The following is a 26733-nucleotide window of genomic DNA, read 5'->3' as shown; positions in this document are numbered from 1 at the left end:
CGCTCCTCAGCCGGCACGGAACATGGCGCAGTCGCAGGGGTGGTCGAGCATCGCCTGCAATTCTTCGTCGAGATGGAAAAGCGTCACCGAAGCGCCGGCCATTTCCAGCGACGTGCAGTAGTTGCCGACCCAGGTCGCGTGGACCGAAACGCCGATGGCGTCGAGCCTCTGCTTGACCCGGCGGTTCATGATGTAGAGCTCCATCAGCGGCGTCGAACCCAGCGAATTGACCAGCACCGCGACCTTGTCGCCGCGCTTCGGCGCCATCTCGGCGAAAATCTTGTCCAGCATCTCGTCGGTGATTTCGTCGGCGGTCCCGAGCTTGCCGCGGGCGATGCCGGGTTCGCCATGGATGCCCATCCCGATTTCCATCTCGTCCGTGCCGATCTCGAAATTCGGCCGCCGGGTCTGCGGCAGCGAGCAGGGCGACAGTGCCACGCCCATCGTGAAGGTGCGGTCGTTGGCCTTGCGCGCGACGCGCTCGCATTCGTCGAGGGAGAGCATCAGGTCGCAGGCGGCACCGGCCGCCTTGAAGATGAAGAAATTACCCGCGACACCACGGCGCTTCCGCCGCTGGTCACGCGGCGCCGAGGCGACGTCGTCGGTGGTCAGCACCGTGCGCACCTCGATGTCGTCCATGGCGGCCATCTCGGCCGCCATGTCGAAATTCATCACGTCGCCGGCATAGTTGCCGTACATGAACAGCACGCCGGCGCCGCCGCTGATCGCCTTGGTGCATTCGAGGATCGGATCGGGCGGCGGCGAGGCAAAGACGTTGCCGACAGCCGCCGCGTCCGCCAGCCCCTTGCCGACAAAGCCGAGAAAGGTCGGCTCGTGGCCGGAGCCGCCGCCGATCACCAGCCCGACCTTGCCGGGCCTCGGTCCATCGCGGGCGATGATCGAGCGCGGACTGCCGTCCACGCTCCCGAGATGGCGAGGATGCGCGGCGAGGATCCCTTCGAGCATTTCGTCGACGGCACGGTTGCCGTCATTGATGATCTTCTTGGTCTGCACCGGCATCCTCCCGAACTCAGTATTTTCCGGGATACTACAGCCCGTTACCGGGATTTCCACCCCGGCAGCGCCGCTTCAGGCCGCGATCTTTTCCCGCGCGGCGAGTATCTGCACACAGGCGTTTGCCGCTTCCTTCCCCTTGACCGTGAAATGCTCGAAGAAGAAGCGATGATGCTCGGTGCTGTCGTGGAAATTGTGGGGCGTGAGCACCGCCGAAAGCACGGGCACGCCGGTCGACAACTGCACGTTCATCATGCCGTCGATAACGGCGTTGGCGACGAAGTCGTGCCGGTAGATGCCGCCATTGACGACGAATGCCGTGCCGAGGATCGCGGCGTAGCGGCCGGTCCCGGCAAGCGTCTTGGCATGGAGCGGAATTTCGTAGGCGCCGGGCACGTCGAAGATGTCGACGGCAAAGCGTCCGCCGCCAATCTCGGCCAGTTCCGCCCCAAAGGCTTGCACGCACTGGTCGACGATGTCGGCATGCCAGCGCGCCCTGATGACGGCGACGCGGATTGTTTCATAGTCTTTGTGGGAATGCTGATTCATGGGTCCATCCTTCCGTTTCGAACCAGAATCAGGACGCACGATACGAAATGCGGCCCGCCGGGGCGGTCCGTCTTCCGTTTCGTTCTCTTTCATCCGGACTGTAACCGTCGGCTCCGGAATCACACCGGATCTGCTGACCTCTCCGATAGCGGAAAGCGCTCGCGGGCTTGGGCCGAAGCCGTTACCGCCGGTGGGGACTTTCACCCCGCCCTGAGAACATTAACGCGTTTTGTATGGAAGGATGGTGGGGCCGCTGTCAACTACGCGACAGGCCGCTGGCCAATCACGTTGTGCCGACTGGAGCAATGCGACGGGAGGAAAGTTCTAGCGTGTGCGCCATGCCGCCGCGCCAGCGGCAATCAGCATCAGCAAGGCCGCAACTGCCGCGCATGTGGCGAAGCCGAAGCCGGAATAGAGCGGCCCGAAGCCGGTGGTGCCGACGAACACCGCGAGGTAGGTCACCGCGCTGTTCAGCCCCATGATCGTGCCCCGCCGCGACGGATCGAGCGCCGACAGGCGCATCACCAGCACGTTCAGCCCGAAATGATTGGCAAGCCCCCAGGCGGCGACCATGGCGAGCGTCAAGCCATAGCTGCCGCTGGTCGCGGCGATCGCCACGTAGACGATGGCCACGAGAAGATAGGCGAAAGGCATGACACGCCCGGCGCCCAGCCGGTCGATGATGCCGTCGAAGAGCGCCGCCGTGCCAAATCCCGCGCCATAGGCGAGGGCCGCCAGCCCGTTGGCGCTGACCGGCTGCCCCAGCCCGCTGTGGAGGTGGTCGCCAAGATAGCCATAGACACCGTAGAAGGCGGTCATGAAAGCACTGCAGGCAACCAGGAGGGGCACAATGCCGGGGATGTTCAACGCCGCCAGCGGGGCGGGCGCCGGTCCGGCCTTCCGGACATCCGGGAGCGACGATGCGCTGAGGCCGCCAAGCGCCAGCGTCGCCAGCACGGCCACGGCGACAAAGACGGCGCGCCAGTGCACGAGATCGGCAAGCACCGCCGACAGCGAAACGCCGGCCACCATGCTGAGCGTCCACCCGGTCAGCACCACGCCGATCGTGCCGCTTTCCCGCCCGGGCGGGGCGATGGCCGCGGCACTGGCATAGATTGCCGGCATGGCGACGCCGGCCGCGATCCCAGCGATAAGCTGCGCGGCAACCAGCGCGCTCACCGTCGGCGCGGCCGCGCTGGCGACCAAGGCCAATGCCAGCAGCAGCAAGGCCGCCCGCAACATCCGGCGCGCGCCGAGCCGGTCGATATGGCGTGCCAGGAACAGGGCGCTCGCCGATGTGCCGAGGCCGAACGCGGCCGCCGCCATCATCACCATGGGGACGCTGGTCGAGAACGACACGGCCACTGCCGGAGCGATCGGGCCCAGCACCAGCGAATTCGAGCCGATCACGGCGATGCATCCGGTCAGCAGATAGGCGAGGGCCGGGATGGGCAGCCTGGTGTCCGCGCCCAAGGCTGTAGCTTGATCGTTGTTCGACATATCATCATAATGGCCGTATTAAATTCCGTGACAATCGGGAATACCGCTATGGATGAAGAAACAGATGGCATTCCGCGGAACAGGCCGGCGGCCCGGGATGTCGACGCGACCGACCGAAAAATATTAGGCGTTCTCGTCGAAGACGCGACCGTCAGCTATGCCGAACTCGGCGATCGCGTCGGCTTGTCGCCGCCGGCAGCGCACGAGCGCGTCAAGCGGCTTCGGCGCAGCGGCGCCATTCGCAATACGGCCGCCATCATCGATCCCAACGCGGTGAGAAAACCGCTGCTCACCTTCGTTCACATAGACACCAGCGGCTGGGGCAAGACCCCTGAACTGATGGCGATCTCGGAATATCCCGAGGTCGAGGAGATCCACACCGTCGCCGGCGATACATGCGTACTACTCAAGGTGCGCACCGAGGACACCAAGGCGCTCGAAGGCCTGCTGTTGCGTCTCTACGAAACACCAGGCGTCACCTCGACGCGCAGCTACGTGGTTCTGGCGACCTATCTCGAACGGCCGGTGCAACCCGGCATCACGGCGCAGTGGCCGACGCCGAAGCACATGGGCAAGCCGTTGTATTGAACGACCTGGCTCGTCGCTTAGCTTCCCAGCCGGATCGTCTCGAAATAGGCGTCGGTGCCGACCTGGCCGCCTTTCAGCGCTATTTCGAGGCCATCGATCTCACCGCCGCCATGGGCGACGCAGAGCGGAGATCCCGGCGATTGCGGCAAAGGCATGCGCACGGTCAGCGCGTCGATGGCCAATTGTCCGAGCGCGTGGCTGGACGTATCGCCACCGGCGATCACCGCGCGCTTGAGTTTCTGTTCCACGATCAGCCGGCGCAGGATGGTCCCCAGCGCTCGCCCGAGCGTGTTTCGCGCGCCTTCGATCCTGTCGATCTCGGCGCCCCGGTCGGCCTGCGGGCCAAGCGCGGTGTAGAGGATGACGCTGCGGCCCTTGGCCAGACTTGCCAGCCCGGTGGCGACCGCCTGCTCGATCGCGTCGCCGGCGCCCTCCGAGACCAGTCGCATCGCATCCATTTCGACGCCGTCAAAACCGTGGGCGAGCGCAAAGCGGATTTGTTTCTCGGTGGTAGGCGAAACGCTGCCCGAGACGACCGCGAGGCGGTCCACCGGGCCGGGCGGCGCGAACGACGCGTGCCCGGAGACGATGCCTTTGCCGGCCCATTCGGCAAGCAAGGCATATTCGACGCCCGAGGATCCGACAACGAAGCCATGGCCTTGATCGTGGATGCGCCAGATCTGCTCGCCGACGCGTCTCTGTGTCTGGCGGCTTTCAACATCGAACAGGACGATCGCCCTGTTTTTCATCGCCTGGTCGACCGTTTGCGCAACATCGTCGGCCTGCAATGCCGCCAGGTCGACAAGGCCGGCGCTGAGACTGGTCTGATGCGAGAGATGCGCGAGCAGGTCTGCTTCGTTCATCGGCGTCACCGGATGCCTGCTCATCACAGGATGCCTGTCGATGCGGAAATACTCGCCACGGAACGCCGCGAAAAGATTGCCGAAGGCGGTGTAGCGCTTGAGCTGCGGCGCCCCGACCACCATCGGCACGCTCGCCCCGCCGAAAATACGCCTGCCGATTTCGGTGGCGCGGCCAATGCTGCCGACCGCCGGGCTGGAATCGAAGGTAGAGCAGATCTTGTAGTGGCAGATCGCCGCCCCGAGGCCTTTCAGCCATTCGAAGGCCGGCGTCAGGTTTTCCTCCATCCATTGCGGCGTTTCGCTTCGGCTGGTGCCCGCCAATCCAACCGCGCGGCAATGCGAAAATCGCGCCAGCAAGGAAGGATCGGGCTGGTGCATGAACAGCACCGTTGGCACGCCGCCGAGCTCAAGCGCCTCCATGACGTCCGTCGAGCCGGTGAGGTCGTCGCCATAATAACTGAGGAGCAGGTTTTGCGCGGCCATGCTCATGCTGCCTTGCCGTCGCCGAACTTTTCGATCGATCGGGCCAGTTCGATGTGATCGCGGGCATAGTCCGCCAGCGCAATGCCCTCGACCGCCGCCTGCCAGGCCTGCAGCACGGCCCGCACGCCGGCACCGGGTCCGTCCGGATGGCTGACGATGCCGCCGCCGCAGAGGTAGAGGAGGTCGACCGTGCGGCCGGTGCGCTCATAGGTTTCGGGTGCCTGGCCGCCCCATTGGCCCGAGCAGGCCACGGGCAGCGCGCAATCGTCTGATGAAAACAGCGGCGTCGTCACTGCCTCGAAGGAGCGGATGAAGGAATCGTCCGGCTCCCAATATTTCGAGCCGATGCCGTTGATCTGGAACTGGTCGACGCCGAGCAGCCGCCAGAATTGCTGCCAGACCTTGAAGTCCATGCCGAGGCCGGGGTGGCGTGTGAGAATGTCCCAGCCATTGCGATGGGCATGCAGCACCAAGCCGGAACGCTTCCGCAGAAAAGCCATGCCACCGAAGCCGATCGAGTTGATGTTGACGACCGCGCAATTGCCGCCGGCTTGGAGCACAAGATCGTGGTTGCGCATCATCTCGTCGGGATCGGCATGCGAGATGCCGAAGGCATACATCACCTTCTTGCCGGTCTTCTGCTCATGGTCGAGAATCCCTGGCATGATCGCCTTCACCCGCTCCGCCAGCGGCGAATAGGCAGGGCTCATCAGCTTCTCGTCGTCCTTGATGAAATCGACGCCGGCCTCGATCAGTTCGCCCACCATCGCGGCCGTCTCGTGCGGCCTGAGACCAAGCGCCGGCTTGACGATGGTACCGATGATCGGGCGGCCCTCGACACCGGTCAGCCCGCGGCTGCCCGCAACGCCGAACTGTGGACCCGGATGGGCACCCCGGTATTGTTCCGGCAGCTTCATGTCGATGAGGCGGATGCCGGACAGGCCCCTGATCGAATAGGTGCCACCAATGGCAATGGTCATCAGTGCCGACAGGTCGGTGCCGATGGCGTCGAAGGGGAAGGCGATGTCGGCATCGGCGCGCCGGAAGGGCCCGCTGCCGGATCCCGGGAGAGAGGGTTGCGTGGCATCCGGCAGGTGCCGGATCGCCAGCACGCGCGCCGCCACGCGCGCCTTCAGCTCCTCGGTCTCGCCCGGCAGCGCGACGAAGGTGCCGGTCGACTGGTCGCTGGCGATCTTGGCGGCCAGCGCCTCGATGCTGCCAGGGGTTTCGATGCGATAGGTAAGCGTGATCATGGTCGGTCGGCCGCTCGAAAAGGGTTCGAAAAAAGTTTCGTCGCGCAGGAAATCTGGTATAATGAGTACATAAGTATTGCAAGAAATATCCGCGCCTCGACAAGAGCGGTGGGCTGCGGCAAAGCTGGAGCGAACCCGCTCCAGGCGCGGGCATTCCGGTAATCCTGCCGGGAATGCTAAACAGGAATCGGGCCAGGGAGTGATTCGTCGCGATGAACCGTTCGGAGCCGATCGTCCGGCGCAAACTTTCCGACGAAGTCTTTGCAAGACTGAAGCGGCTGATCACCAGCGGCGAACTGCAGCCGGGCGACGACATGCCGTCCGAGCGCGAGTTGATGGAGCGCTTCGAGGTCGGCCGGCCGGCGATACGCGAGGCCATGCAGGCGCTGAGCAATATGGGGTTGGTCGCCATCTCGCATGGCGAGCGCGCCAAGGTGCTGCAACTCACCGCCAAGTCGATCATCAAGCAGGTCGACGGTGCGGCCAAGATCATCCTGTCCTCGTCCCGGGACACGCTGGAGCACCTGAAGACCGCGCGCATCTTCTTCGAGCGCGGCATGGTCAGGGAAGCCGCGGAAAGGGCCAAATCAGAGGATGTGCAATTGCTGAAGGCGACCGTGGCCGAGCAGCGCGCCGCGCGCGGCGATTCCGAAGCCTTCATCTCCGCCGACATGAAATTCCATACCCAGATCGCGTCCATTTCAGGCAATCCGATCTATGTCGCGGTCAGCGAAGCCACACTGGGCTGGCTGAAGGAATACCACACCGAAATGCTGATCTGGACCGGCAAGGAAAAATACACGCTGACCGAGCACGAAGAGATCATCGACCGCATCGAGCACGGGGATGCCGACGGCGCCGAGAAGGCGATGATCAAGCACCTCGAGCGCTCGCGTGCGCTCTATGTGATGAATTCCGAGAAGTAACCGATCCTGGTAATCGCATAGGGAGACATCACGAGATCGCCCCGGCCAAGCGCGGAAGCGTCGACCCGCATGTCGTTCGGTGTCAGGTTCGCCAGCCAGACGATGGTCTCGCCCGACGCGGAGCGGCCGGCCAGCGCCAGGACCCGCGTCTCGTCGCTCGTCGTGGCGGAAACATGCGTCAGCCCGGCCAACTCACAAAGCCCTTCAATGGCCTGGAAAATCGGCCGCGGCGATCCCTCTGCGGCGGATTCGCCCGATCCCGCGACCACGCCGAACGGTCCAGCGAAACTGGACAGAGTCAGCATCTCCAGTCCCGCCGGCGCGACCCGCGCGGCATAGCCGATCGTCCATGCGGCGGCGAACTGCGCGGCGTGGCGCGGGTCGCGGTTCGCCATGGCGATGCGCTGTCCCTGAGGATTGTCCTTGGTCGCGCCGCCATAAGGGTTCTGGCGCATGGCGATCGTCGATGGTCCGATCCGGTACGGCTTTGTCCCGAAGATCGCCCGCGTGGACCGGGTGATGAAGGGCAGCGCCTCCAGCGATTGCATCACGCTGAGATCGTCGGCGGCGTGCACGATCGGATTGGTGCAGTGGGTGATGAAATCGAGCTGGCCGGCTGGAACGCGCTTGCGGTTGAGTTCGGTGAAATAGCTGAACATGCCGCCGCCGAGGCGGAGGCCGGGAAAGCCCCGGCGGGCGGCCGCGTAGACGTCCTCGAGCGGTGGGCATGCCGGCCAGGCACTGCCCGGCGGCGTCGATTGCCGGTCGACCGCAGGCGACACCGCGATGGCGTCGAGCCGCAGGCCTGCCCGGCGCACCATGTCGGCGATCTCGGAAAGTTCGGCGTCCAGATCGCCGTCACAAGCGACCACGCACTCCAGCGTCGTCGAAACAGGATAGGCGGCCGCCAGCCGGGCATGGGCGCGCAGCGCCTCGAGGCCGTGACCACGCGTCGGGTCGAAGTGGAAAAGCAGTTGCCGGGGACCGAGCCCTCGCAGCAACGGCAGGTCGGCAAATGCCGCCTCGATCTCCTCGGGATAGACCACGATGCCGATATCGGGCAGCTTCGCGCCGGCTTGCCCGAGCTCGACGCGGACCGGTTCGGCCGGCGCCGCCGAGGCAGGCACATTGGCATCGCCGGTGATGCGCAGGCTGATCGTCTGGCGCATCGGTTCGCCGGCTGGCAGCACATACGGCCATGGCAGCGCCAGCGGCCGCACATAGGTTTTGTACGAGGCGTCGGACCAGTTGCGCTGGTCCTCCATCTCGAATGCGTCGCCTTCCATCCGGCATTGCGCGACAACGCCGGGCCGCACCTGATGCGTGATGGCGCGCAAATCCTTGAACGGCTGCCAGGGGTCGATCAGATCGGGGAGTTCCGTCTCGACCACGCTGCCGTCGGTGTGCTCGACGGTCATCGGGCTGCCGGCGAGGCCGGCGATCGGGTGCAGGATGCAGAAGCCGCAGCGGTTGGTTTCGAAATCGCTCTCGGGGAGCGCGGTCACATCGAAGACCAGCCTGCCGTCGGCGGACCCTTCGATCGTCGCGTGGAAGCCGAGCCGGCTGCCGTCCGGACCGAGGCAGCTTGCCGCGTAGCTGACGGAGAAACGGTCGTCCGTCTGGTCGATGGTCAGGTCCGTCAGGTCGGGCTCATAGGTGCCCCAGTCGCGGTCGCGCACGATATAGGCGATGGCGCGCAGCACTTCGGTGCCGCCGTGGCGGATGGTGCGCAGATTGCCGTTGACCAGTTCCGCGCTCAATGCGCCCGCATGCAGCGTGACCGGCTTGGGCTCGGCCGCGCGCGTGCCGTAGAGCTGGAAAGCGTCTGCCGTCATCTCAGCAAGGCTTCGATCTGCACCGGTTCTCGGCTGGCGGCACCCGCATAGGCGGCCTCGACCAGGGCGAATGTCCTCAGATTGTCCGCGCCTGACGTCGCCGGTTCCTGGCCTGATGCAAGGCAGTCGACCCAGTGCCGCTGGATGGCCAGCACGCTTTCCTGGATGTTGTGCCAGGGCCGCGAGGCCCAGGGCAGCAGCGGCGGCGAGACGTCGCTCACCCTGGTTCCGCTCTTGCCGGTGACGGTCAGCCGGTAGCCTTGCGCCAGCCGGATCGTGCCGTCGCTGCCATCGAGTTCGATGAGCGTCTCCGGGAACGGCTCCGCGGCAAGCTTGGTCGCATAACTGCAATCGACCACCGAGGTGGCGCCGCCAGCGTGGTCCATGAGGATCGTGGCGACATCCTCGCCGGCGATGGCCGGGTTGATGCGTTTGGTTCGCGCGGTCAGGCTCGACACATCGCCGAGCAGGAAGCGGGCGATATCGAGGATGTGGATGCCGAGGTCCTCGATGATGAAGCGCTTGCCCGTCGCGAGATAGGGCTGGCCGGAAAACACGTCATAGCCGGAGCGGAAGGAGATGCGTCCGAAGAAGGGCGTGCCGATCTCGCCGCTGTCGAGCACCGCGCGCACCGCCTGGATCGGCGATTGCCAGCGGAAATTCTCGTGCACCATCAGCGGCACGCCGGCATCCGCGCAGGCCTTCACCATCGCCTTGGCATCGCCAAGCGTTGGCGCGAATGGTTTCTGGCAGATCACGGGAACGCCGTGCGCGGCCGCCATCTCGACCAGCGGCCGATGGCTGCCGACCGTGGTGGCAATGTCGACGAAGTCGAGCGTCTCGGCGGTGAAAAGTTCCGCCGCGTCGCTGTAGCGCCGCGTCACGCCGAACTGGTCGCCGACTATCTTGAGCCGCTCGGGATCGCGGTCGCAGATAGCGACGATCGAAGCGCCCTCTATGTCGTGCCAGGCATGCATCTGGTTGACGGCGAAGAAGCCGCAGCCGATCAGCGCTCCACTTAAGCTCGCCATGCTCAACCCGCCTTGGCCATCTGCATCAGGGTGACGCGCTGCTGCAGCCGGCGCTGCGCCTGGTCGACGACGACGGCGACGATGATGACCAGCCCCTTGATCACCATCTGCCAGAACGAACTTACGCCCATCATCACCAGCCCGTCCGACAGGATGCCGATGACGAAGGCGCCGACGATGGTGCCGCCGATCGTGCCGCGCCCGCCCGACATCGAGGTGCCGCCGAGCACCGCCGCGGCGATGGCGTTCAATTCGAAGCTCTCGCCCGTCGCCGGATGCGAGGCCATCAGCTCCGAGGAGATGATCAGGCCGACGATCGCCGCGCAGAAGCCGGAAAACATGTAGACGAACATCTTGACCATGTTGACGCGCACGCCCGAGATCCGCGCCGCCCGCTCATTGCCGCCGACGGCGAAGATGTGCCGGCCGAGCGGGGTGTAGCGCGCGAGATAGGCAGCCCCCAGCGCCACCACGATCAGAATCCAGATCGACACCGGCAGGCCGAGCAGCCGGCCGGCGCCGAGGAAGCCGAAGCCGGTGGTACCGAGTTCCGGCTTGCCGACCAGGTTGGGGAAGGTGCGGCCGTCGGAGGACAGCAGCGCGAAACCGCGCGCGACATAGAGCACACCGAGCGTGGCGATAAAGGGCGCGACGTTGAGCCTGGTGATCAGCAGCCCGTTGACGGCGCCGATCGCTATGCCGACCAGAAGCGTGATCAGGGCGATCTCGACGACGTTGAAATAGATGGTGTAGCCGATCTGCAGGTCGATGCCGTTGAGCACGAGATAGCCGGCCACCATGCCGCACAGGCCGACGATCGAGCCGACCGAAAGATCAATGCCGCCGGTGATGATGACGAAGGTCATGCCCATGGCCAGGAAGGCGTTGAGCGCCACGTGCTTGGCCATCAGGATCAGGTTCGCCGCCGACAGGAAGTTCGGCGCGGCGATCGAGAAGAACACCAGGACCGCGATCAGCGCGATGAAGGTCCTGAGCTTCATCAGCGTCAGCAGCGCCGAGCCGCTGGTAGCGGAAGGAGCGGCCGCCTTGGCCGGAATGTCAGTCATCAGCTTTGCTCCCCATGTGCGGCCGGTCCGTGGCCCAGCGCCGACGCGGCGACGATCGCCGCCTCCGTCGCTTCGGCGCGGTCGAACATGCCGGTCAATCTGCCATTGCTCATCACCGCGATGCGGTCGGACAACGCCATCACCTCGTCGAGGTCGGAGGTGGCGAACAGGATGCCCAGCCCGTCGCGCGAAAGCTTGCGCATGGTGCGGAAGACATCGGCCTTGGCGCCGACATCGATGCCACGACTGGGCTCGTCCATCAGAAGCACTTTCGGTCCGGTGAGCAGCGCCTTGCCGATCACCACCTTCTGCTGGTTGCCGCCCGACAGGGACGAGACTTCCTGCGCCGGGTCGGCTACCTTAATTGCGAGTTCCCGCACCATCTGCATCACGGCCCGCCGCTCGGCGCCGCCGCGGATGTGGAACAAGCGCACGAAACGCGACAGGCTCGCCAGCGTCAGGTTGCTGGCCACCGAGAGGATCGACACCAGCCCTTCGCGCTGGCGGTCCTCGGGGATCAGTGCAAGCCCGCGCTGGATACGGCGCGTCGTGTCGCGCTCCTTCACTTGCCTTCCGGCGATGAAGATCTTGCCGCTGGCATGGCCGTGGCGACCCATGATGCAGTCGAACAGCTCGCTCCGCCCGGCGCCCATCAGCCCGTATATGCCGAGGATTTCGCCGGCGCGCAGCGACAGCGAGACATGGTCGACCGCCAGTCCGCCGGTAACGCGCGGCAGGCAGATCTCCTCGGCGCGGAAGATTTCCTCGCCTGGCTGGTGGCCGTCGGCCTTGGCGAAATCCTTGGCATCCGAGCCGATCATCTGCCGCACGATCCACTGCGTGTCGACGTTCTTCATTTCCTCCTGGCCGGTGATGCGGCCGTCGCGCAGCACGGTGACGGTGTCGCCGATGCGGATCAGTTCTTCCAGCCGGTGCGAGATGTAGACGATGGCGACGCCGCGCGCCTTGAGGTCGGCGATCACCTTGAAAAGTATTTCGACTTCCGTAGCACTCAGCGCCGAGGTCGGCTCATCCATGATCAGGATCTTGGCGTCGAGCGAAACCGCCTTGGCGATCTCGACCAGCTGCTGCTGGCCGATGCGCAAGTCCTCGACCAGCATCTCGGGCCGGATCCCGGCTTCTAGCCGGTCGAGGAATTCGCGCGCCCGTTTTTCCTGTGCCTTGCGGTCGATCTTGCCCAGCCGGTTGGTGATCTCGCGTGTGGCGAAGATGTTCTCGGCCACGGTCATATTGCCGAACAGGTTCAGCTCCTGGAACACCATGCCGATGCCGCGCGCGACCGCGTCTCCCGACGAGGAGAAGGAAACCTCTTCGCCTTCGAGCAGGATACGGCCGAGGGTCGGCTGCTCGACGCCGGCGATGATCTTCATCAGCGTCGACTTGCCGGCGCCGTTTTCGCCGACCAGCACGTTGACGGCCCCCTTGTGCACCTCGAAGTTCGCCTGCTTGACCGCGACCGTGCCGGCATAAACCTTCGAGACGTCCTCCAGCTTGAGGATAACCTCGTGAGCGGGGCTCATGGCTTCGGCCCGATCTCGGCCTCCGCCGGGGTCACCAGCGGCAGGTCCTGGCCGCCTTCGATCGTATAAGCGCCGATCACCTTGGCGGTGCGGCCCTCAAGCGCCTCGCGAGGCAGTTTGGACAGCACGGTCTTACCGGCATAGGCGTTGAAGGCCTTGCCGAACTGGGCGAAGTCGATCTGATTGGTGAAGTCGTTGAACTGGACGAAATCGAGGCTGTCTCTAAGTGCAGTGCCGCGTATCGCCGGCCCGATCTGGACGCGCGCATCGGCCTTGTCGTCGCCGTCCACGTCGACATCCATCGTTGCCGCGCGCGACTGCGTGTTGGCGGCGACGATCTTGCCCTCGACGCGGACCGCGAAGGTCCATGGCGAATTCGCCTGCTTCCTTGGATTGCCGTATTTGGCGCCGGCCGCCGCCGGATCGGTTTTCGCCAAGGCATGGACCTCGGCGAACGGCCCAGCCTTCTGCCTGAGGTAGGGGATGACCTTCGGGGCCCAGATGTCCTCGACCATCTTGTCCGGGTTAAAGGCAGACGCGCTGTTTTCACTCTGCGCCACCGGCGTCGGCAGGATTTTGCAACCGCCGAGGCCAAGGCCCGCGAGCGCGACAAGCGTCAGCCAACTAAAAGGGGTTAGCCAGGTCAATGTCTTCGGCATGGCGGTCAAAAGCACCCGGAACGTGAAATTAGAGCAATTCCAGGAAAACTGTGAAACGGTTTCCCGTCCGGAATTGCATCAAAATAAAGCACTGAGGGGCGAACGCGTGTCCGCCCCTCGCAATTATATCGTGCCGGCTCAGTTCTTCAGCGCGAAGGTTTCCAGCTTGGCGGCATTGTCGCCATTGATGAGCACGCAGTCCATCAGCTGCTTTTCCTTCTCGGGTGACTTCTTGTTCTTGATGAAGTCGTTGGCCTGTTCCACCGCCATCTGCGCCTGGGCGTAGGCCGGCTGCAGCACCGTCGCCTTGATGCCGCCCGAGGTGATGGAATCGCGCACGTCGTTCGAACCGTCGAAGCCGACGACGATGACATCCTTGCGGTTCGCCGCCGCGAGCGCCGCATAGGCGCCCATCGCCATCGTGTCGTTGCCGGAGATGACGCCCTTGATGTCGGGGTTGGCCTGCAGGATCGATTCCATCTTGGAATAGGCCTCGGTCTGGCTCCAGTTGGCCGATTGCTGCGCGACCATTTTCAGGTCCGGATAATCGTCGATGACGTCATGGTAGCCCTTGGAGCGGATGCCGGCATTGGTGTCGGATTCCTTGCCGACCAGCTCGACGAAATTACCCTTTTCGCCCATCAGCTTGACGAACTCCTGCGCGCCGAGCTGGGCGCCCTGGTAGTTGTTGGAGACGATCTGCGCCACGGCAACGCCTGTGGCGTTGATCTCGCGATCGATCAGGAAGGAGGGAATGCCGGCGTCCTTGGCCTTCTGCACGGCGGCGACGGTCGCGTCGGCGCCGGCATTGTCGAGGATGATCGCCTTGGCGCCGCGGCCGATCGCGGTATCGATCAGCTCGGACTGCTTGTTGGCGTCGTCGTCATGCACCAGCACCAGCGCCTCGTAGCCGAGTTCCTTGGCCTTGGCCTCGGCGCCGACGGCTTCCGCCTTGAAGAACGGATTGTCGTGCGATGGGGTGATGATGGCGATGAGGTCCGCCGCGTAGGCGGGCATCGCCGTGCCGAGCGCCAGCACGCCGGCGAAGGCGGCAAGCGTCATTCTGCGTGTCAGTTTCATGAAGTCCTCCCGTTTGAAAAGCCTGTGTCTCGATCGTTCGAGCCACTTGTCTGTGTTTGAATTCGTCAGCGTGTGAAGGTTGCGGAACGCCCGGGCTCAAGCCCACCAGCTCCGCCAAGGCAAGTTCCTATTCCCCCATCCTCCACCCGTCTCAGCATCGAACTCCCGGCGAAGCGTGATCCGAGCGAACATTAGCTTAGCTAACTGGTATGATGAGTCAACCACAAATTCAGGTGATCTGTACCTAAGGCAACCTAGAGACGCTCAAGTGATCCGCTGGATGCTGGCCGCGATCTCTTCGGGCTCGAAGACGCGCTTCCAGTCGTCGCGCATCAGCACCGGCTTGCCAAACTCGATCGCCTTGTTGCAGGCATCCGAGAACACCCCCTTGGTTTCGCCGAAGATGACGGCGCCGAGCACGTTCATGTGGCCAAGCAGGAAGTCGAGTGCCGCCTGCTGGTCGACGCCGCGCGCCACCACCTCGTCGACCGCTTCCTTCATGACGACCAGCAGCGAGGCGCACACCGTTTCCGAAAGTCCCGGCTCGAGCAGCGCCATCTGTTCGACGGAAACGCGGTGCGAGCGCATTACCGGCGCCCAGATGATCTTGGCGATAGCCTCCCCCTTGGCGTAGTCGGCCTCCGGTCCCTGCATCAGTGCGCTGACCATGTGCTGCTTGGCCTTGACGCCGCCGAAATAATCCTTCTTGGCCGCCATGTCGGTCTCGTCGTTGAAGATCGGCGGATGACAGGGATGGGTGACGAAGTAGGTCAGGTCGGGACGATTAGGCAGATGGCCGGCAAACGGTGCGGCGGCATCGAGCACGATGACCATCGTGCCCGGCGCAAGCTTGCTCTCGATGCCGGCCGCGACCTTGCCGATATGGGTGTCCGGCACGGCCAGGATCACCACGTCGGCGCCTTCCAGCGCCTCGTCGGCGCTGACCGTGTCGAAGCCCAGTCCGGTCTTCAGCCGCTCGCGCCCGGCCTCGCTGACCTCGACATGGCGGATTGTATAGGGCGAACCGCGGAAATTGGTCGAAAGGCGGTAGCCCATTTTGCCACCGGCACCGAACAGCGCAATCGTCGTCATCTAGCCCTTGCTCCTTGGTCGCGGACGCCGGCATTGCCGATCGTCACCTTATCTACTGGTATGATCACTCTACCACAGCTTGGCAAGAGAAATCATCACTCGGATTTCAGCGTGCCGTCGTCGCCTGCGCGGTCGACGGCGGCTCGCCTCGACAGCACCTGGCGGCCGGCCAGCGCCAGAACGAAGATGACGACGATGCCTTGCACGATGTCCTGCGCACCTGGCGGCAGGCCGACGATCTGCATGGTGGTGACGATGAGGATCAAAAGGATGCTGGCGAACAGCGTGCCGACGGCGCTGGCCGAGCCGCCGAAGATCAGCGTCCCGCCCAGAACCACCGCAGCGATCGACTGCAGGAGATAGGGCTGGCCCATTTCGAGGAAGGCGCCGCCTATATAAGCGCCGAGCAGCAGCCCGTTGAGCGAAGCCAGCACCGCCGAGATGATGAACGCCGACGCGATGATCCGGTTGTTGCGGATCGCCGCCAGTCGCGCGGCGGTGCGATTCTGGCCGACCGCCGACAGCAACTGTCCGAACACCGTGTAGCGCAGCACGAACGCGGTCGCGGCCACGCCGACAATGGCGATGACGGCCATGATCGGCACGCCGGAGACGCGGCCCGTCGCCAGCGTCTTCAAGAGCGGGCTGACGGCGAAACCCGATATGGCGCGGTTCGACAGCAGCGTTGCCGTCGCCAGCACATAACCCGTCGCCAGCGTGGCGATGATGGCTGGTATGTTCAGCCCGACGACGAGCAGCGAGTTCAAGCCGCCGACCGCAAGGCCGAGCAGGATCGCCGCACCCACGCCGATGGCGAGGTTGGCATCCTGGCCCTTGATGGTGAGCAGCGCCACGAAGGCGCTGAGCGTGATCACCGACGCCACCGAAAGGTCGATATTGCCGCGCCCGGTGGTGACGACGAACATCTGGCCTATGCCGACAACGGTCAGGAACGACGCCGATAGAATGATGCCCGACAGGCTGGAGAGGCTGAACCGGTTGGTGACGATGGACAGCACCAGCCAAAGCACGAGCACGCCGATCGCCGACCAGACCCAGCGGTTCTTCTGCGCCCACAGGCTGAAGGCGGCGAGGCCGTTCATTGTTCGCTCCTGCGGTCGGCGGTCAGGCTGCGCAGCGTCAGCAGGGCGATGAGGATCAGCCCTTGCGTTGCCGCGTTGAAGTCGCTGCTCACGTTCAGCGTGCCGAGCAAGGCGCCGATCAAGGCCAGCGTGACCGCCCCGGCGACGGCGCCGACCGGCGAGATGACGCCGCCCAGCAGCGAGCAGCCGCCCATCACCACGGCGGCGACGCTGAGCAGCGTGAACGAATTGCCGGAATTGATATCGCTTGCCGTGTTGATCGCGGTCAGCGACAGGCCGGCGGCAGCCGCGAACAGTCCGGCGACGAGGTAGCGCACCAGCGCATAGCGCGTCGGCGACCAGCCGGAGCGGATCATGGCGGTCGGATTGTTGCCGAAGCCGCGCAGCACCACGCCGAGCGGCAGCCGGTCGATCACCAGCACCACCAGCGCGACCGCGGCGATTAAGATGATGGAGGTGGGCAGGAAACCCAGTGACCAGCTGAACATCGCCGACAGCCATTCGGGGCTGGCGCCGCCCGGCGTCGGCTGCAGCGCGTAGCCCAGTCCCATCCAGATGAAAGAGGCGCCAAGCGTGACGACGATGGCTGGGATCTTGCGTGCCTGGATCAGGCCGCCAAGCCCGGCATAGGCGGCGACCGCCGCCACCAGCGCCAGCGCGCCGAGCCATGGCTGATCGTAGAGCAGCGTGGCGGAAAGCACGCTGACCAGGCCGGCAAAGGCGCCGACGCCGAGATCGATCTCGCTGCCGCCGACGATGAACATCTGCGCCGCCGTCACTAGCACCAGCGACAGCGCCGGCATCAGGAGCAGGTCGAGCCCGAAGATCGAAGCGACCGCCGGGTTGGCCGAGATCATCACCGCCAGCACGGCGGCGAGGCCGATGAAGGGAGCCGCGTTCACCAGCCGGCGGGCAAGCCCGGCGCCGGCAGAGCCGCTGCGACCGGCGCCGATGGCTTTGTCCGCCTGCTGGGCAAAGGACGCTCCAACGATGGCTGATTCCGTGATCGCCTCGCCGGCCAATTCCTTGACGATGCGGCCGCCGGAAAACACCAGCACGCGGTCGCAGGCCAAGAGTTCGGCATCTTCGGTGGTGTGCCACACCAGCGTGCGCCCGCTGCGCGCGATCTCGTTGCAGAGCCTGTAGAAGTCCTGCTTGGTGGCGATATCGACGCCGCGCGTCGGATCGTCGAGCAGCAGGATCGGCGTGTCGGCGACGAGCGCCCGGGCAACCAGCGCCTTCTGCTGGTTGCCGCCGCTGAGTTCGAGGATGTTGGAGCCGAAGCGCTTGTCGTCGAGCCGCAGCCGGCCGGCCGCTTCGGCCGCCGCCTCGCGGTTGGCACGCTGCGAAACCAGCCCCAGTGCCGGACGGCGGGCAAGGCTGCCAATGCTGATGTTTCCAAGCACGCTCCACAGCGGGAACACGCCTTCCTTCTGGCGGTCGCCGGCAATGAAACCGGCATCGCCGCTCCGGGTCACCGCGGCCCCTCTGGCGGAATCCGGCTCGAAAATGGCGTGCAGCAACTCCTTCTGTCCGCTGCCCTCGAGCCCTGCCAGTCCGATGATCTCGCCGCGGCCGATCTCGATGTCGCGGCCGAGCCCGGCAGTCAGGAAGCCGGACAGTTTGACCAGCGCCTCGCCGCTGCTGGCGGCAGTCGCGCTGTGCTGGTGGATCGAATTGGCGTCGCCGCCCATGAGCTGCACAAGTTGGCCAATCGAAGTGCCGGCGACATCGCCGCGCCAGGCGGTGCGCCCGTTGCGCAGCACCATCACCTGCGTGGCGATGTCGATGATTTCCTGCAGCTTGTGGCTGATGAAGATGAAGGCAAGGCCGGATTTGGCTCGTTCGCGGATGAAGGCCCGCAACTGCCTCGAGCGGTCGAGGTCGAGCGAGGAGGTCGGCTCGTCGAGCACGATCAGCTTGACACCCGGCGTGGCGGCGGCGCGCGCGATCTCGACCATCTGCCGCTCGGCGATGGAGAGATGGCCGACTTCGGCGTTCACATCGATGCCGTTGGCGGGAAAGACGGCGTCCAGCGCCGCCCGGGCGCGGGCTCGATAGAGCACGCGCCAGCCCGGCCGGTTGCCTGCGTCGCCTGGCGTCTCCAGGAAGAAGTTCTCGGCCACGGAAAGGTTGGCGCACAGCGACAGTTCCTGATGCACCATGCGGATGCCGCGCCTTTGCGCCTCCGCCGTGTCGTAGTCGGCGAAGCCCACATCCTGGCCGGTGAACGAAATCGAGCCGAGGGTCGGTGGCGTCGCCCCGCACAGGATGCGCATCAGCGTCGATTTGCCGGCGCCATTGCCACCGACCAGGCCGATGATTTCGCCGGCCGAGACGGCGAGGTCGATTTGCGCATTCGCCAGCGTCGGCCCGAAGCTCTTGGTGATCCGCGACAGCGAGACGACGTTTGGCATGGTGTCGGGCACCGTAGCGGCAGCGCCCTCCGGATCGGTTACGGCAAGATGGGACATTCGTCCTCCGATTCTTACGGGCAGGGACCGGGCGCGGCCGTTTGGCGGCGCCCGGTCCCTGGCAATGGCAGCCCTACTTGCTGAGCAGGTTCTGCTTGACCCAGTCGAGCGAATAGGTAGGGCTGATGATCTGGCCGCCCGGCAGCTTCGCATACTCCTTGAGATTGCTGGCATCGACCGTCGCCACCGGCATGATCATCAGCTTCGGTGCCTTGCCGCCCTTGAGCAGCGAAAGGCCGAGCCAGAACGCGGCGCCGCCAATGCCCGGCGTGGTGTTCATCGAGACGGTCTGGTAGCCATTCTTGGCATTCTCTTCGGCCCACCATTTGACGAAGTCGGTGCCGCCGCCGCCTTCGATGATCGGCATCTTGCCGGCATAATCGCCGCCAAACTGGACGAAGGCCTGGGCGATGCCGACATCATCGCTGCCGCCCTGGCCGAGCACGGCGTCGACATGTGGCAGCGAGGGCAGGACGTTGGCGATCGCCGCCTGCGCGACCGAGGCGGTCGCCTGGCCGTAAACGGTGGCGACAACCTTGATGTCGGGATATTTCGCCAGCACCGACTGCTGCGCATTGAACATGTCGTTGTCGGGCGCAGAGCCCTTCACGCCGCGCACCTGGATGACGTTGCCCTTGCCGCCGATCATCTTGAAGACGGCTTCGGCCTGGGCCGCCTTGTAGCCCTTGAAGTCGAAGTTGAGCTGGTAGTTGCAGGGCGCCGAAGCAACCGAATCGAAGGAAACGACGATGATGCCGGCCTTGCAGGCCTTTTCGATGATGCCGTTGACCGCGGTCTCCGAGGCGGCGTCGACGGCGAGCACATCGACCTTCTTGAGGATCAGCTCGGCGATCTGGCTGTTCTGCTGCGCCACCGAGCCGTCACCGTTCATGATGATGTAATCGGCGATCTGGCCACCCGCCTTGGCTTCCTTGGCCGAGGCCTCGAACGCCTCCACCATCTGGTGGCGCCAGGTGTTGCCGTAATAGGCGTTGGCGAGCGCGATCACCGGTTTGTCCGACGATGCGATCGCCGGCAAAACAGAAGCACTGGCCAGCGCGGCGCCGGCAAGCGCCGCCACAATTGAAAACTTCATGATCTCTCCTCCCAAAAATCGGCCGACCTGATCGGCTCGTCTGTCACTCCGTAAAGGTGTCTCTTCCGAAGGACACCATACCAGCTACATGTTATACCAGCATACCAAATAGGCAAGCCACTCGGAACCTCATTTGACCGCGTCCACGGGAGCAACGCGCCCGCCGGGTTCTCCGTCTCATCCCTGGCCAGTCGGGCCATGCCGACACTATGTTTGCCGTCACGCGCCGCGTTGAGACTGGCCACACTGGACGCTAGGTCATCATATATGTAATGTCAATTATTAGCGGGGACCTTGCCTGTTGGTGCGACTCGGGATCGATTGCCCCCGGGAAACGATCAGGAGAGATGCGGATGGAACCGGTCCAGAAGAAGAAGTTGTATGTCGAGGTGCTCGATCGGCTGATGGCGGCGATCTCGACATCCGAATTTCCGCCCGGTTCCCAATTGCCGTCGGAAAAGGAACTGATGACGATGATCGGCGTCGGGCGGCCGTCGATCCGGGAAGCGATGCTGACGCTGCAGCAGATGGGGCTCATCCGGATATCGCACGGCGAACGGGCGCGCGTCATCAACCCGACGCCGGAGGTGATCGTCGATCAGGTCTCCGCGGCAATGGTCATGATGCTGGCGACGAATTCGCGCGGCCTCGAAGAACTCAAAGAAGTCAGGCTCTTGCTGGAAACGGGCCTGGTTCGGATCGCCACGCGACGCGCCACGGCCAAGAGCCTGGAACGGCTTGCCGGGACCTTGCGCCACCTACGCGAGGCGAAGGGCGACCAGGCTCGGTTCGTAACCGCCGACATGGAATTCCACGCCGTCATAGCGGAAATGAGCGGCAATTCGATGATCGCGGCCGTGGCCAAGGGCATGCTCGAATGGCTGTCGCGCTTCAAGCGCGATCTCGTGGCCGTGAAAGGCGCCGAGCGTCTGACGGTCGAGGAACACGAACGCATCTACAAGGCGATCGCCAGCGGCGACGCCGAAGGCGCCAGCGCCGCCATGGCGGACCATATAGGCCGCGCCAACGAACTCTATTCGAAACTGGCGGGCAACGACGGCGGGGACTGACAGTCGCAAATTTTTTGACCGGGAAAACTCATGTGATGACATGATATCATTTTGATGCTATCGCTCCCGTTATGAAGTTCATTCCAGCCGGGAAGCCTGCATTGACCGGTCGTCTTAACGCCACCTACCTGATCGAAACCCGCTATCCCATGGAGGTCGCCGCGGCCGCGATGGCGGGTGAGCAATCGAGCGGGACATTCCGTCCGATCCCTGGGGAGACGCCGGAACTGCTGCTCAGATTTGGCGCGCGCGTCGAATTCATCGAGGATCTTGGCGAGGTCGATGGCGAGGCGTTGCCGTTTTCGCGCGCGCCCGGAGATGCGGCGGCCGTCAGGCCGCGCCGGGCCAAAGTGGGTCTTTCCTGGAACATCGAGAACATGGGCACCGTGCTGGCTTCGGTCTGGTCGACGGTGCTCGGCAATCTGTTCGAGCTGCATCATTTCTCGGCCATGCGTCTGCTCGACGTCAGCTTTCCCGATGTCTTCGCTGATGCCTATCCGGGGCCGGCTTTCGCTGTCGAAGGCACGCGTCGTCTGACCGGCGTCACGGGACGGCCGCTGATCGGCACCATCGTCAAACCGAGCGTCGGCCTTACGCCGCGGGAGACCGCGACCCTGGCCGATACGCTGATCTCAGCCGGCCTCGACTTCATCAAGGACGACGAACTGATGGGAGATCCCCCGCATTCGCCGTTCGAACAGCGGTTCGAGGCGGTCATGGCTGTCATCGACCGGCACGCCGACAGGACTGGGCGCAAGGTCATGTACGCGGCCAACATTTCCGGCGACATCGACGCCATGCGCCGCCAGCTTGACCTGATCGAGCGCCGTGGCGGCACCTGCGCCATGCTTGTCCTCAATTCCGTCGGCCTGTCGGGTGTCGTCAAGATGCGCCGGCATTCCGCCGTCGCGCTGCACGGCCATCGGGCGGGCTGGGGTCTCTTCAGCCGTTCTCCTGATGTCGGCATGAGCTATCTCGCCTACCAGAAATTCTGGCGCCTGGCCGGCATCGACCACATGCACGTCAACGGGCTGTCCAACAAGTTCTGCGAGCCCGACGATTCGGTGATGGCATCCGCCCACGCCTGCCTCACTCCGATGTTCGGCCGGGCCGACCGGCCCGATACGGTGATGCCGGTGTTTTCGTCCGGACAGACCGCGGTGCAGGCGGGCGAGACCTATGGAAGGCTCGGCACGAACGATTTCATCTATTGCTGCGGCGGCGGGATCATGGCGCATCCCGGCGGTCCGGCCGCCGGCGTTCAAAGCCTGCACGATGCTTTCGAAGCCGCGGCGGCAGGCATTCCCGCGCGCGACTACGCCGCCACGCATCCGGAGCTCGAGGCCGCGCTGCAAGCGTTCGGCTGAATCTGCGCCATCGGCGCGCCATCAAGAGGAAATGGGAGAGAAGCAAATGACGACATCCGTGGCGGTGCTTGGAGCCGGAGGGAAGATGGGCTTCCGCGTGACACGCAAGCTGATCGAAGCAGGTTACGATGTCCGCGCCGTGGAGATCGGCGAGGCCGGCCGCAAGCGGTTGGGAGAAGCCGATATCGCCGCCGTCGCCATGGAGGAAGGCATTCCCGGCGCCAAGGTCGTGGTGATGGCTCTGCCGGACAACATCATCGGCCAGGTGACGCGGCAAATCTCGCCGATGCTTGCCAAGGGCACCATGATCCTCGTTCTGGATGCGGCCGCACCCTATGCCGGCGACCTGCCCGGCGATCGACCGGATCTCACCTATTTCGTCGGTCATCCCTGCCACCCGCCCTTGTTCGGTGACGAGACGGAGTGGGCCGCGCGTCGCGACTATCATGGCGGCATCGCCAGGCAGTCGATCGTCTGCGCCCTGATGCAGGGACCTGAAGAGGACTACGCGCTTGGCGAGGAGGTCTGCAAGGCGATGTGGTCGCCGATCATCGACAGCCATCGCGTCACGGTCGAACAATTGGCGATCCTGGAGCCTGGCCTGTCCGAGATGGTTGCCATGCCCTTCGTCGACACGATGGTCGAGGCCGTCGAGGAGTGCGAGCGCAAATATGGCATTCCAAGGCAAGCCGCGCTCGACTTCCTGATCGGTCATCTGAATGTCGAGATCGCCATGTGGTTCGGTTTCTCGCCGAAAGTGCCGTCCGACGCCGCACTGCGCCTGATGCGCTTCGCCAAGGGCGTCGTGGTCCGTGACGACTGGCGCGAGGCACTGTCGCCGGCCAAGGTGAAGGAAGCCTCGGAATTGATCGTCTACGGCAAGGGAGCCTGAGCCCTGCCTTCGCGGATCATGTCGGTATCGACCGCTCTCTTCGACGGCTATTCCATGGAATTGGCCGTCGAGGAGATTGCCGCTGTGGGTGCCGCCCATGTCGAGCCGGCCTTTATCAGCGGCTATGTCGATTTCGACGAGGGTCTGTTTGCGGCTGCGCACGCCGCGAAGCTGCGCCGGGCAGCGGAACATGCCGGGCTGGGCATCAACGCCGTGTCGGCTCATCTCGACCTGTCGGGGGCCGATGCCGCCGACGCCTTGTCCCGGCGCATCGGCTTTGCCGCCGGTCTCGGCGCGTCGTTCCTGATCACCAATGCCGGCCCGGCGAGAAACAGCGCGGCGATCCGCGCGACGATCGACGCTCTCCTGCCGAGGCTGGAGGAGGCCGGCATGGTTCTGGCGCTAGAAAACCCCGGACATGGCAGTGGCGATCTGCTCGGCAGCGCGCGATCGGGGGAAAGCTTCGTCCGCGACATCGGATCGCCGTACGTCCGCCTGAACCACGATGCCGGCAACATCTTCACTTACAGCGGCGAGACGATGCAGCCGGCGCAAGATATCGCCGATGCCATCGATACGGTTGGACATGCTCATCTGAAGGATGTCGTCAGCACCGGCGAGGGATGGGCCTTCTGCGCCATCGGCGACGGCTCTGTCGACTATGCATCCTACTGGGCCGTGCTGCCCGCCACGCTGCCAGTCAGCATCGAACTGCCGTTGCGGCTGCAGCGCTCGCGACGCCGTGATCCCCAGCGGCGCAATACACCCGTCGACATCGCGACCATTCGCGGCGCCTTGCGGCGCTCGCTGGAATTCGTGAACGCGCTGGACAATGCCGAGTTCTGAGCGCGGCCCGCCTATCCCCGCTCGGGGAACATCGCCTTCAGCCCCTCGCGCGACGCCTTGGCGACGCCGCGCTCAGTGATCAGCCCGGTCACCAGCCGCGCCGGCGTCACGTCGAAGGCGGGGTTTGCCGCAGGCGTTGCTTCGGGCGAGACGCGTACCTGGGCGATCTCGCCGCTCGCGGTCTTGCCCCACACCAGCGAAACCTCGTCGCCGGAACGTTCCTCGATCGGGATTTCGGCAAGTCCGTCGCCCACCGTCCAGTCGATGGTCGGCGAAGGCAGCGCAACGTAGAACGGCACGTCGTTGTCTGCGGCGGCGAGCGCCTTCAGATAGGTGCCGATCTTGTTGCAGACGTCACCGTCGGCGGTGGTGCGGTCGGTGCCGACGATGACCATGTCGATTGCGCCGCGCTGCATCAGATGGCCGCCGGCATTGTCGACGATCAGCGTATGCGGCACGCCGTGGCCAGCCATCTCCCAGGCGGTGAGCTGGGCGCCCTGGTTGCGTGGGCGTGTTTCATCGACATAGACATGGACCGGAATGCCGGCTTCGACAGCGAGGTAGATCGGTGAAGTGGCTGTCCCGTAGTCGACCGTCGCCAGCCAGCCGGCATTGCAGTGGGTGAGGATATTGACCGTCTCGCCCGGCTGCTTGCGCGCCGCGATATCCTTGATGATGGCGAGACCGTTCTCGCCGATGGCGCGGTTGAGCCCGACATCCTCGTCGGCGATCTGATTGGCACGCCGGTAGGCGGCCGCGGCGCGTTCACCAAGCGGCAGTGGCCGCAGGGTGCGCCGCATCTCGTCGAGCGCCCAGCGCAGGTTGATTGCCGTCGGCCTGGTATCGTGCAGTACCTCCCACACAGTGTCGAGCGCTTCGTCGGATGCATCATCCGTCATCTGCATGGCGACGCCATAGGCCGCGGTGACCCCGATCAACGGTGCGCCACGCACCCACATGTCGCGGATCGCGGTGGCGACGCTGGCGACCGTGCCGAGCTTCTCGATGCGGAACTCATGCGGCAGCCAGCGCTGGTCGATGATATCAACTGAGCGGCCGTCGTCGCTCAGCCAGATGGTCCGAAAGTGGCGGTCACCGACGTTCAAATGCTGTTCTCCTGTTCGATCAGCGCGGCCAGATTGTTGACCTCGTCGATGCTGTGGATCTGGCGCCGGTTGACGGCGATGTGACGGCCGAATTTCAGTGCCTTCGCCTCACAACTGGCGCGCAGATCTTCATCGGCAATGGTCTCGAAGTCGGCATTGTGGGCGAGACCGAGGATGCGCCGGTGCACCTCGATGCCGGCGAAGCCGAGCAGATCGTCCCATATCTGGTGCAGGACATTATCGAGCGCCTGCTCGGCGCCCAGCCGGTCGCCCTGATCCTCGAACAGGCTTTTTTGATAGAGCATGCCGGTGCGCTCCGTCCGCCATAACAGCGAGAACTCGGCGCGGAACACGGCCCAGGTTTCAGCCGTGACGCCGAGCAGATAGGCACGCATGGCATCGCGCCTGCCGTTCTGCTCATGCCCGCGCTGCGAGAAGAAGGACATCCAGAAATTGGCGAGCAGCATGCCGACGTCGAAGGCCATCGGGCCGTAGAAGGCGAACTCCGGATCGATCATCCGCGTTTCCTGATCGGTGACCATGATCGAGCCGGAATGCAGGTCGCCATGCAAAAGCGTCTCGGCATTGGCGGCGAACATATGCTTCAGCCGCTGCGCCTCCACCTTGAGGTCGCGGTCGGCCCGCAGTTCCGCCACCAGCCTATCGAGCTGCGGACTGGTGTGGCGGTTCATCTTGGCGTCGAAATAGGGGTCGGAAAACACCAGGTTCTCGGTGATGTCGCAAAGCTCGACATTGTCGGCGAACAGCGCCAAATCCGCCTTGCGCTCCTTGGTCACCATCGACAGGTCCGAACCGCGAAACAGCGTGCGGGCCATGAACAGGCCGATATCCCTGGCAATGTTCGGCAGTCGGCGCCCGTCGATCAGGGCGCGCCTGAGAATGATGTGTGGCGGCGCCAGATACTCCATGATGATCAGCGCCTGGACCTCGTCGAAGTAGTAGATCTCCGGCACCGAGCCCGGCGCGCGCGCCTCTTGCCGGGTCAGTGCGTGGTATTCGAAGAAGGAACGTTTTAGCGGCAGCGGCCAGCTGTCGCCGACCAGGCGGACATAGGGCAGGGCCTGCTTGACGATGGCGCCGCCACTGGCGCCTTCGACGATGAACACCAGGTTCAGATTGCCGTCGCCAACCTCGCGAACTTTCCAGGCGCTCGCATCCTTGCCGATCTTCGCGCACAGCGCTTCGTTCGTGCCGAGACGGGTTGCGAGCGTCTCCACCGACAATGCTTCGAACGGCAAGTTCCCAGTCATCCTTGTTCCTCCCGCCTATGTGCTCCG

General features: G+C 64.6%; 23 protein-coding genes and 1 riboswitch. Of the genes, 6 read left to right on the top strand and 17 right to left on the bottom strand.

The genetic code is table 11. From position 1 onward, the window contains the following. Window positions 1–6: 6 nt before the first annotated feature. From LB516_RS12610 to LB516_RS12600, 3 genes are all read right to left on the bottom strand, one after another. Window positions 7–1014 (bottom strand): dihydroxyacetone kinase subunit DhaK, encoded by a 1008-nt coding sequence (locus LB516_RS12610; RefSeq protein ID WP_140715172.1) that lies wholly within the window; start codon window positions 1012–1014, stop codon window positions 7–9. Window positions 1015–1089: 75 nt separating this feature from the next. Beyond that, a complete protein-coding gene (locus LB516_RS12605; RefSeq protein ID WP_140715170.1) occupies window positions 1090–1563 on the bottom strand; it encodes a 6,7-dimethyl-8-ribityllumazine synthase in 474 nt (157 codons plus the stop codon). A gap of 77 nt (window positions 1564–1640) precedes the next feature. Then, window positions 1641–1785: riboswitch (FMN riboswitch) on the bottom strand. A 102-nt stretch (window positions 1786–1887) separates the two neighbouring features. Continuing rightward, window positions 1888–3063 carry an MFS transporter gene (locus tag LB516_RS12600; RefSeq protein ID WP_224622723.1) on the bottom strand — a complete coding sequence of 392 codons (1176 nt, stop codon included), beginning with the start codon at window positions 3061–3063 and terminating at the stop codon, window positions 1888–1890. Window positions 3064–3111: 48 nt separating this feature from the next. On the opposite strand from LB516_RS12600, the gene LB516_RS12595 reads away from it, so the two are divergent. Then, on the top strand, window positions 3112–3651 hold the full coding sequence (locus LB516_RS12595; RefSeq protein WP_015318952.1) for an Lrp/AsnC family transcriptional regulator: 540 nt from the start codon (window positions 3112–3114) through the stop codon (window positions 3649–3651). Between the two features lie 17 nt (window positions 3652–3668). Here LB516_RS12595 and LB516_RS12590 read toward each other — a convergent pair whose 3' ends face one another. Both LB516_RS12590 and oiaX read right to left on the bottom strand, forming a co-directional pair. Then, a complete protein-coding gene (locus tag LB516_RS12590; RefSeq protein ID WP_224595688.1) occupies window positions 3669–4997 on the bottom strand; it encodes a four-carbon acid sugar kinase family protein in 1329 nt (442 codons plus the stop codon). A gap of 2 nt (window positions 4998–4999) precedes the next feature. After that, window positions 5000–6250 carry a 3-oxo-isoapionate-4-phosphate decarboxylase OiaX gene (gene oiaX, locus LB516_RS12585; RefSeq protein ID WP_224719654.1) on the bottom strand — a complete coding sequence of 417 codons (1251 nt, stop codon included), beginning with the start codon at window positions 6248–6250 and terminating at the stop codon, window positions 5000–5002. A 212-nt stretch (window positions 6251–6462) separates the two neighbouring features. Between oiaX and LB516_RS12580 the strand changes: the two genes are divergently transcribed. After that, the gene (locus LB516_RS12580) at window positions 6463–7176 is read left to right on the top strand and encodes a transcriptional regulator NanR (RefSeq protein WP_140617398.1); all 714 of its coding nucleotides are present in this window, start codon (window positions 6463–6465) and stop codon (window positions 7174–7176) included. On the opposite strand, the gene LB516_RS12575 is transcribed toward LB516_RS12580, so the two are convergent. From LB516_RS12575 to LB516_RS12530, 10 genes are all read right to left on the bottom strand, one after another. Next, window positions 7152–9011 carry a hypothetical protein gene (locus tag LB516_RS12575; RefSeq protein ID WP_224719653.1) on the bottom strand — a complete coding sequence of 620 codons (1860 nt, stop codon included), beginning with the start codon at window positions 9009–9011 and terminating at the stop codon, window positions 7152–7154. The two genes, LB516_RS12580 and LB516_RS12575, sit on opposite strands and share 25 nt — an antisense overlap. Further along, window positions 9008–10042: a Gfo/Idh/MocA family protein gene (locus LB516_RS12570; RefSeq protein ID WP_224719652.1), complete on the bottom strand. Its 1035-nt coding sequence runs from the start codon at window positions 10040–10042 to the stop codon at window positions 9008–9010. The genes LB516_RS12575 and LB516_RS12570 overlap by 4 nt, the downstream gene beginning before the upstream one ends. A gap of 2 nt (window positions 10043–10044) precedes the next feature. After that, complete coding sequence (locus LB516_RS12565; protein ID WP_224719651.1) at window positions 10045–11109, bottom strand: ABC transporter permease; 1065 nt, start codon at window positions 11107–11109, stop codon at window positions 10045–10047. Continuing rightward, window positions 11109–12650: a sugar ABC transporter ATP-binding protein gene (locus LB516_RS12560; protein ID WP_224719650.1), complete on the bottom strand. Its 1542-nt coding sequence runs from the start codon at window positions 12648–12650 to the stop codon at window positions 11109–11111. Before LB516_RS12560 ends, LB516_RS12565 begins: the two co-directional genes overlap by 1 nt. Beyond that, a complete protein-coding gene (locus LB516_RS12555) occupies window positions 12647–13309 on the bottom strand; it encodes a DUF2291 family protein (protein ID WP_015318944.1) in 663 nt (220 codons plus the stop codon). Before LB516_RS12555 ends, LB516_RS12560 begins: the two co-directional genes overlap by 4 nt. Window positions 13310–13447: 138 nt before the next feature. Beyond that, window positions 13448–14389, bottom strand: coding sequence for a D-ribose ABC transporter substrate-binding protein (locus LB516_RS12550; protein ID WP_015318943.1), 942 nt, complete (start codon window positions 14387–14389; stop codon window positions 13448–13450). 264 nt (window positions 14390–14653) lie between these two features. Next, the gene (locus LB516_RS12545; RefSeq protein ID WP_015318942.1) at window positions 14654–15481 is read right to left on the bottom strand and encodes a phosphogluconate dehydrogenase C-terminal domain-containing protein; all 828 of its coding nucleotides are present in this window, start codon (window positions 15479–15481) and stop codon (window positions 14654–14656) included. A 95-nt stretch (window positions 15482–15576) separates the two neighbouring features. Then, on the bottom strand, window positions 15577–16584 hold the full coding sequence (locus tag LB516_RS12540; protein ID WP_140617393.1) for an ABC transporter permease: 1008 nt from the start codon (window positions 16582–16584) through the stop codon (window positions 15577–15579). Then, window positions 16581–19058 (bottom strand): ATP-binding cassette domain-containing protein, encoded by a 2478-nt coding sequence (locus LB516_RS12535; protein WP_224719649.1) that lies wholly within the window; start codon window positions 19056–19058, stop codon window positions 16581–16583. The genes LB516_RS12540 and LB516_RS12535 overlap by 4 nt, the downstream gene beginning before the upstream one ends. Window positions 19059–19131: 73 nt before the next feature. Next, a complete protein-coding gene (locus LB516_RS12530; RefSeq protein WP_015318939.1) occupies window positions 19132–20154 on the bottom strand; it encodes an ABC transporter substrate-binding protein in 1023 nt (340 codons plus the stop codon). Window positions 20155–20507: 353 nt separating this feature from the next. Between LB516_RS12530 and nanR the strand changes: the two genes are divergently transcribed. The 4 genes from nanR (at window position 20508) to LB516_RS12510 (ending at window position 24329) form a co-directional block, all read left to right on the top strand. Next, window positions 20508–21224, top strand: coding sequence for a transcriptional regulator NanR (gene nanR, locus LB516_RS12525; protein ID WP_015318938.1), 717 nt, complete (start codon window positions 20508–20510; stop codon window positions 21222–21224). A gap of 71 nt (window positions 21225–21295) precedes the next feature. Next, window positions 21296–22591, top strand: coding sequence for a ribulose-bisphosphate carboxylase large subunit family protein (locus LB516_RS12520; RefSeq protein ID WP_140715146.1), 1296 nt, complete (start codon window positions 21296–21298; stop codon window positions 22589–22591). Between the two features lie 46 nt (window positions 22592–22637). Continuing rightward, the gene (locus LB516_RS12515; RefSeq protein WP_015318936.1) at window positions 22638–23483 is read left to right on the top strand and encodes a phosphogluconate dehydrogenase C-terminal domain-containing protein; all 846 of its coding nucleotides are present in this window, start codon (window positions 22638–22640) and stop codon (window positions 23481–23483) included. 18 nt (window positions 23484–23501) lie between these two features. Continuing rightward, window positions 23502–24329, top strand: a complete 828-nt coding sequence (locus LB516_RS12510; RefSeq protein ID WP_224719648.1) for a sugar phosphate isomerase/epimerase family protein — start codon at window positions 23502–23504, stop codon at window positions 24327–24329. A gap of 11 nt (window positions 24330–24340) precedes the next feature. On the opposite strand, the gene mtnA is transcribed toward LB516_RS12510, so the two are convergent. Then, window positions 24341–25435, bottom strand: coding sequence for an S-methyl-5-thioribose-1-phosphate isomerase (gene mtnA, locus LB516_RS12505; protein WP_224719647.1), 1095 nt, complete (start codon window positions 25433–25435; stop codon window positions 24341–24343). Continuing rightward, window positions 25432–26706 carry an S-methyl-5-thioribose kinase gene (mtnK, locus tag LB516_RS12500; RefSeq protein WP_140661486.1) on the bottom strand — a complete coding sequence of 425 codons (1275 nt, stop codon included), beginning with the start codon at window positions 26704–26706 and terminating at the stop codon, window positions 25432–25434. Before mtnK ends, mtnA begins: the two co-directional genes overlap by 4 nt. Between the last annotated feature and the right edge of the window lie 27 nt (window positions 26707–26733).

Origin of the sequence: Mesorhizobium sp. CO1-1-7 (assembly GCF_020164885.1) — a bacterium.
Classification (GTDB): domain Bacteria; phylum Pseudomonadota; class Alphaproteobacteria; order Rhizobiales; family Rhizobiaceae; genus Mesorhizobium; species Mesorhizobium australicum.
Note: the sequence above shows the minus strand (reverse complement) of the source record. Positions and strands in the feature narration are given on the sequence as shown.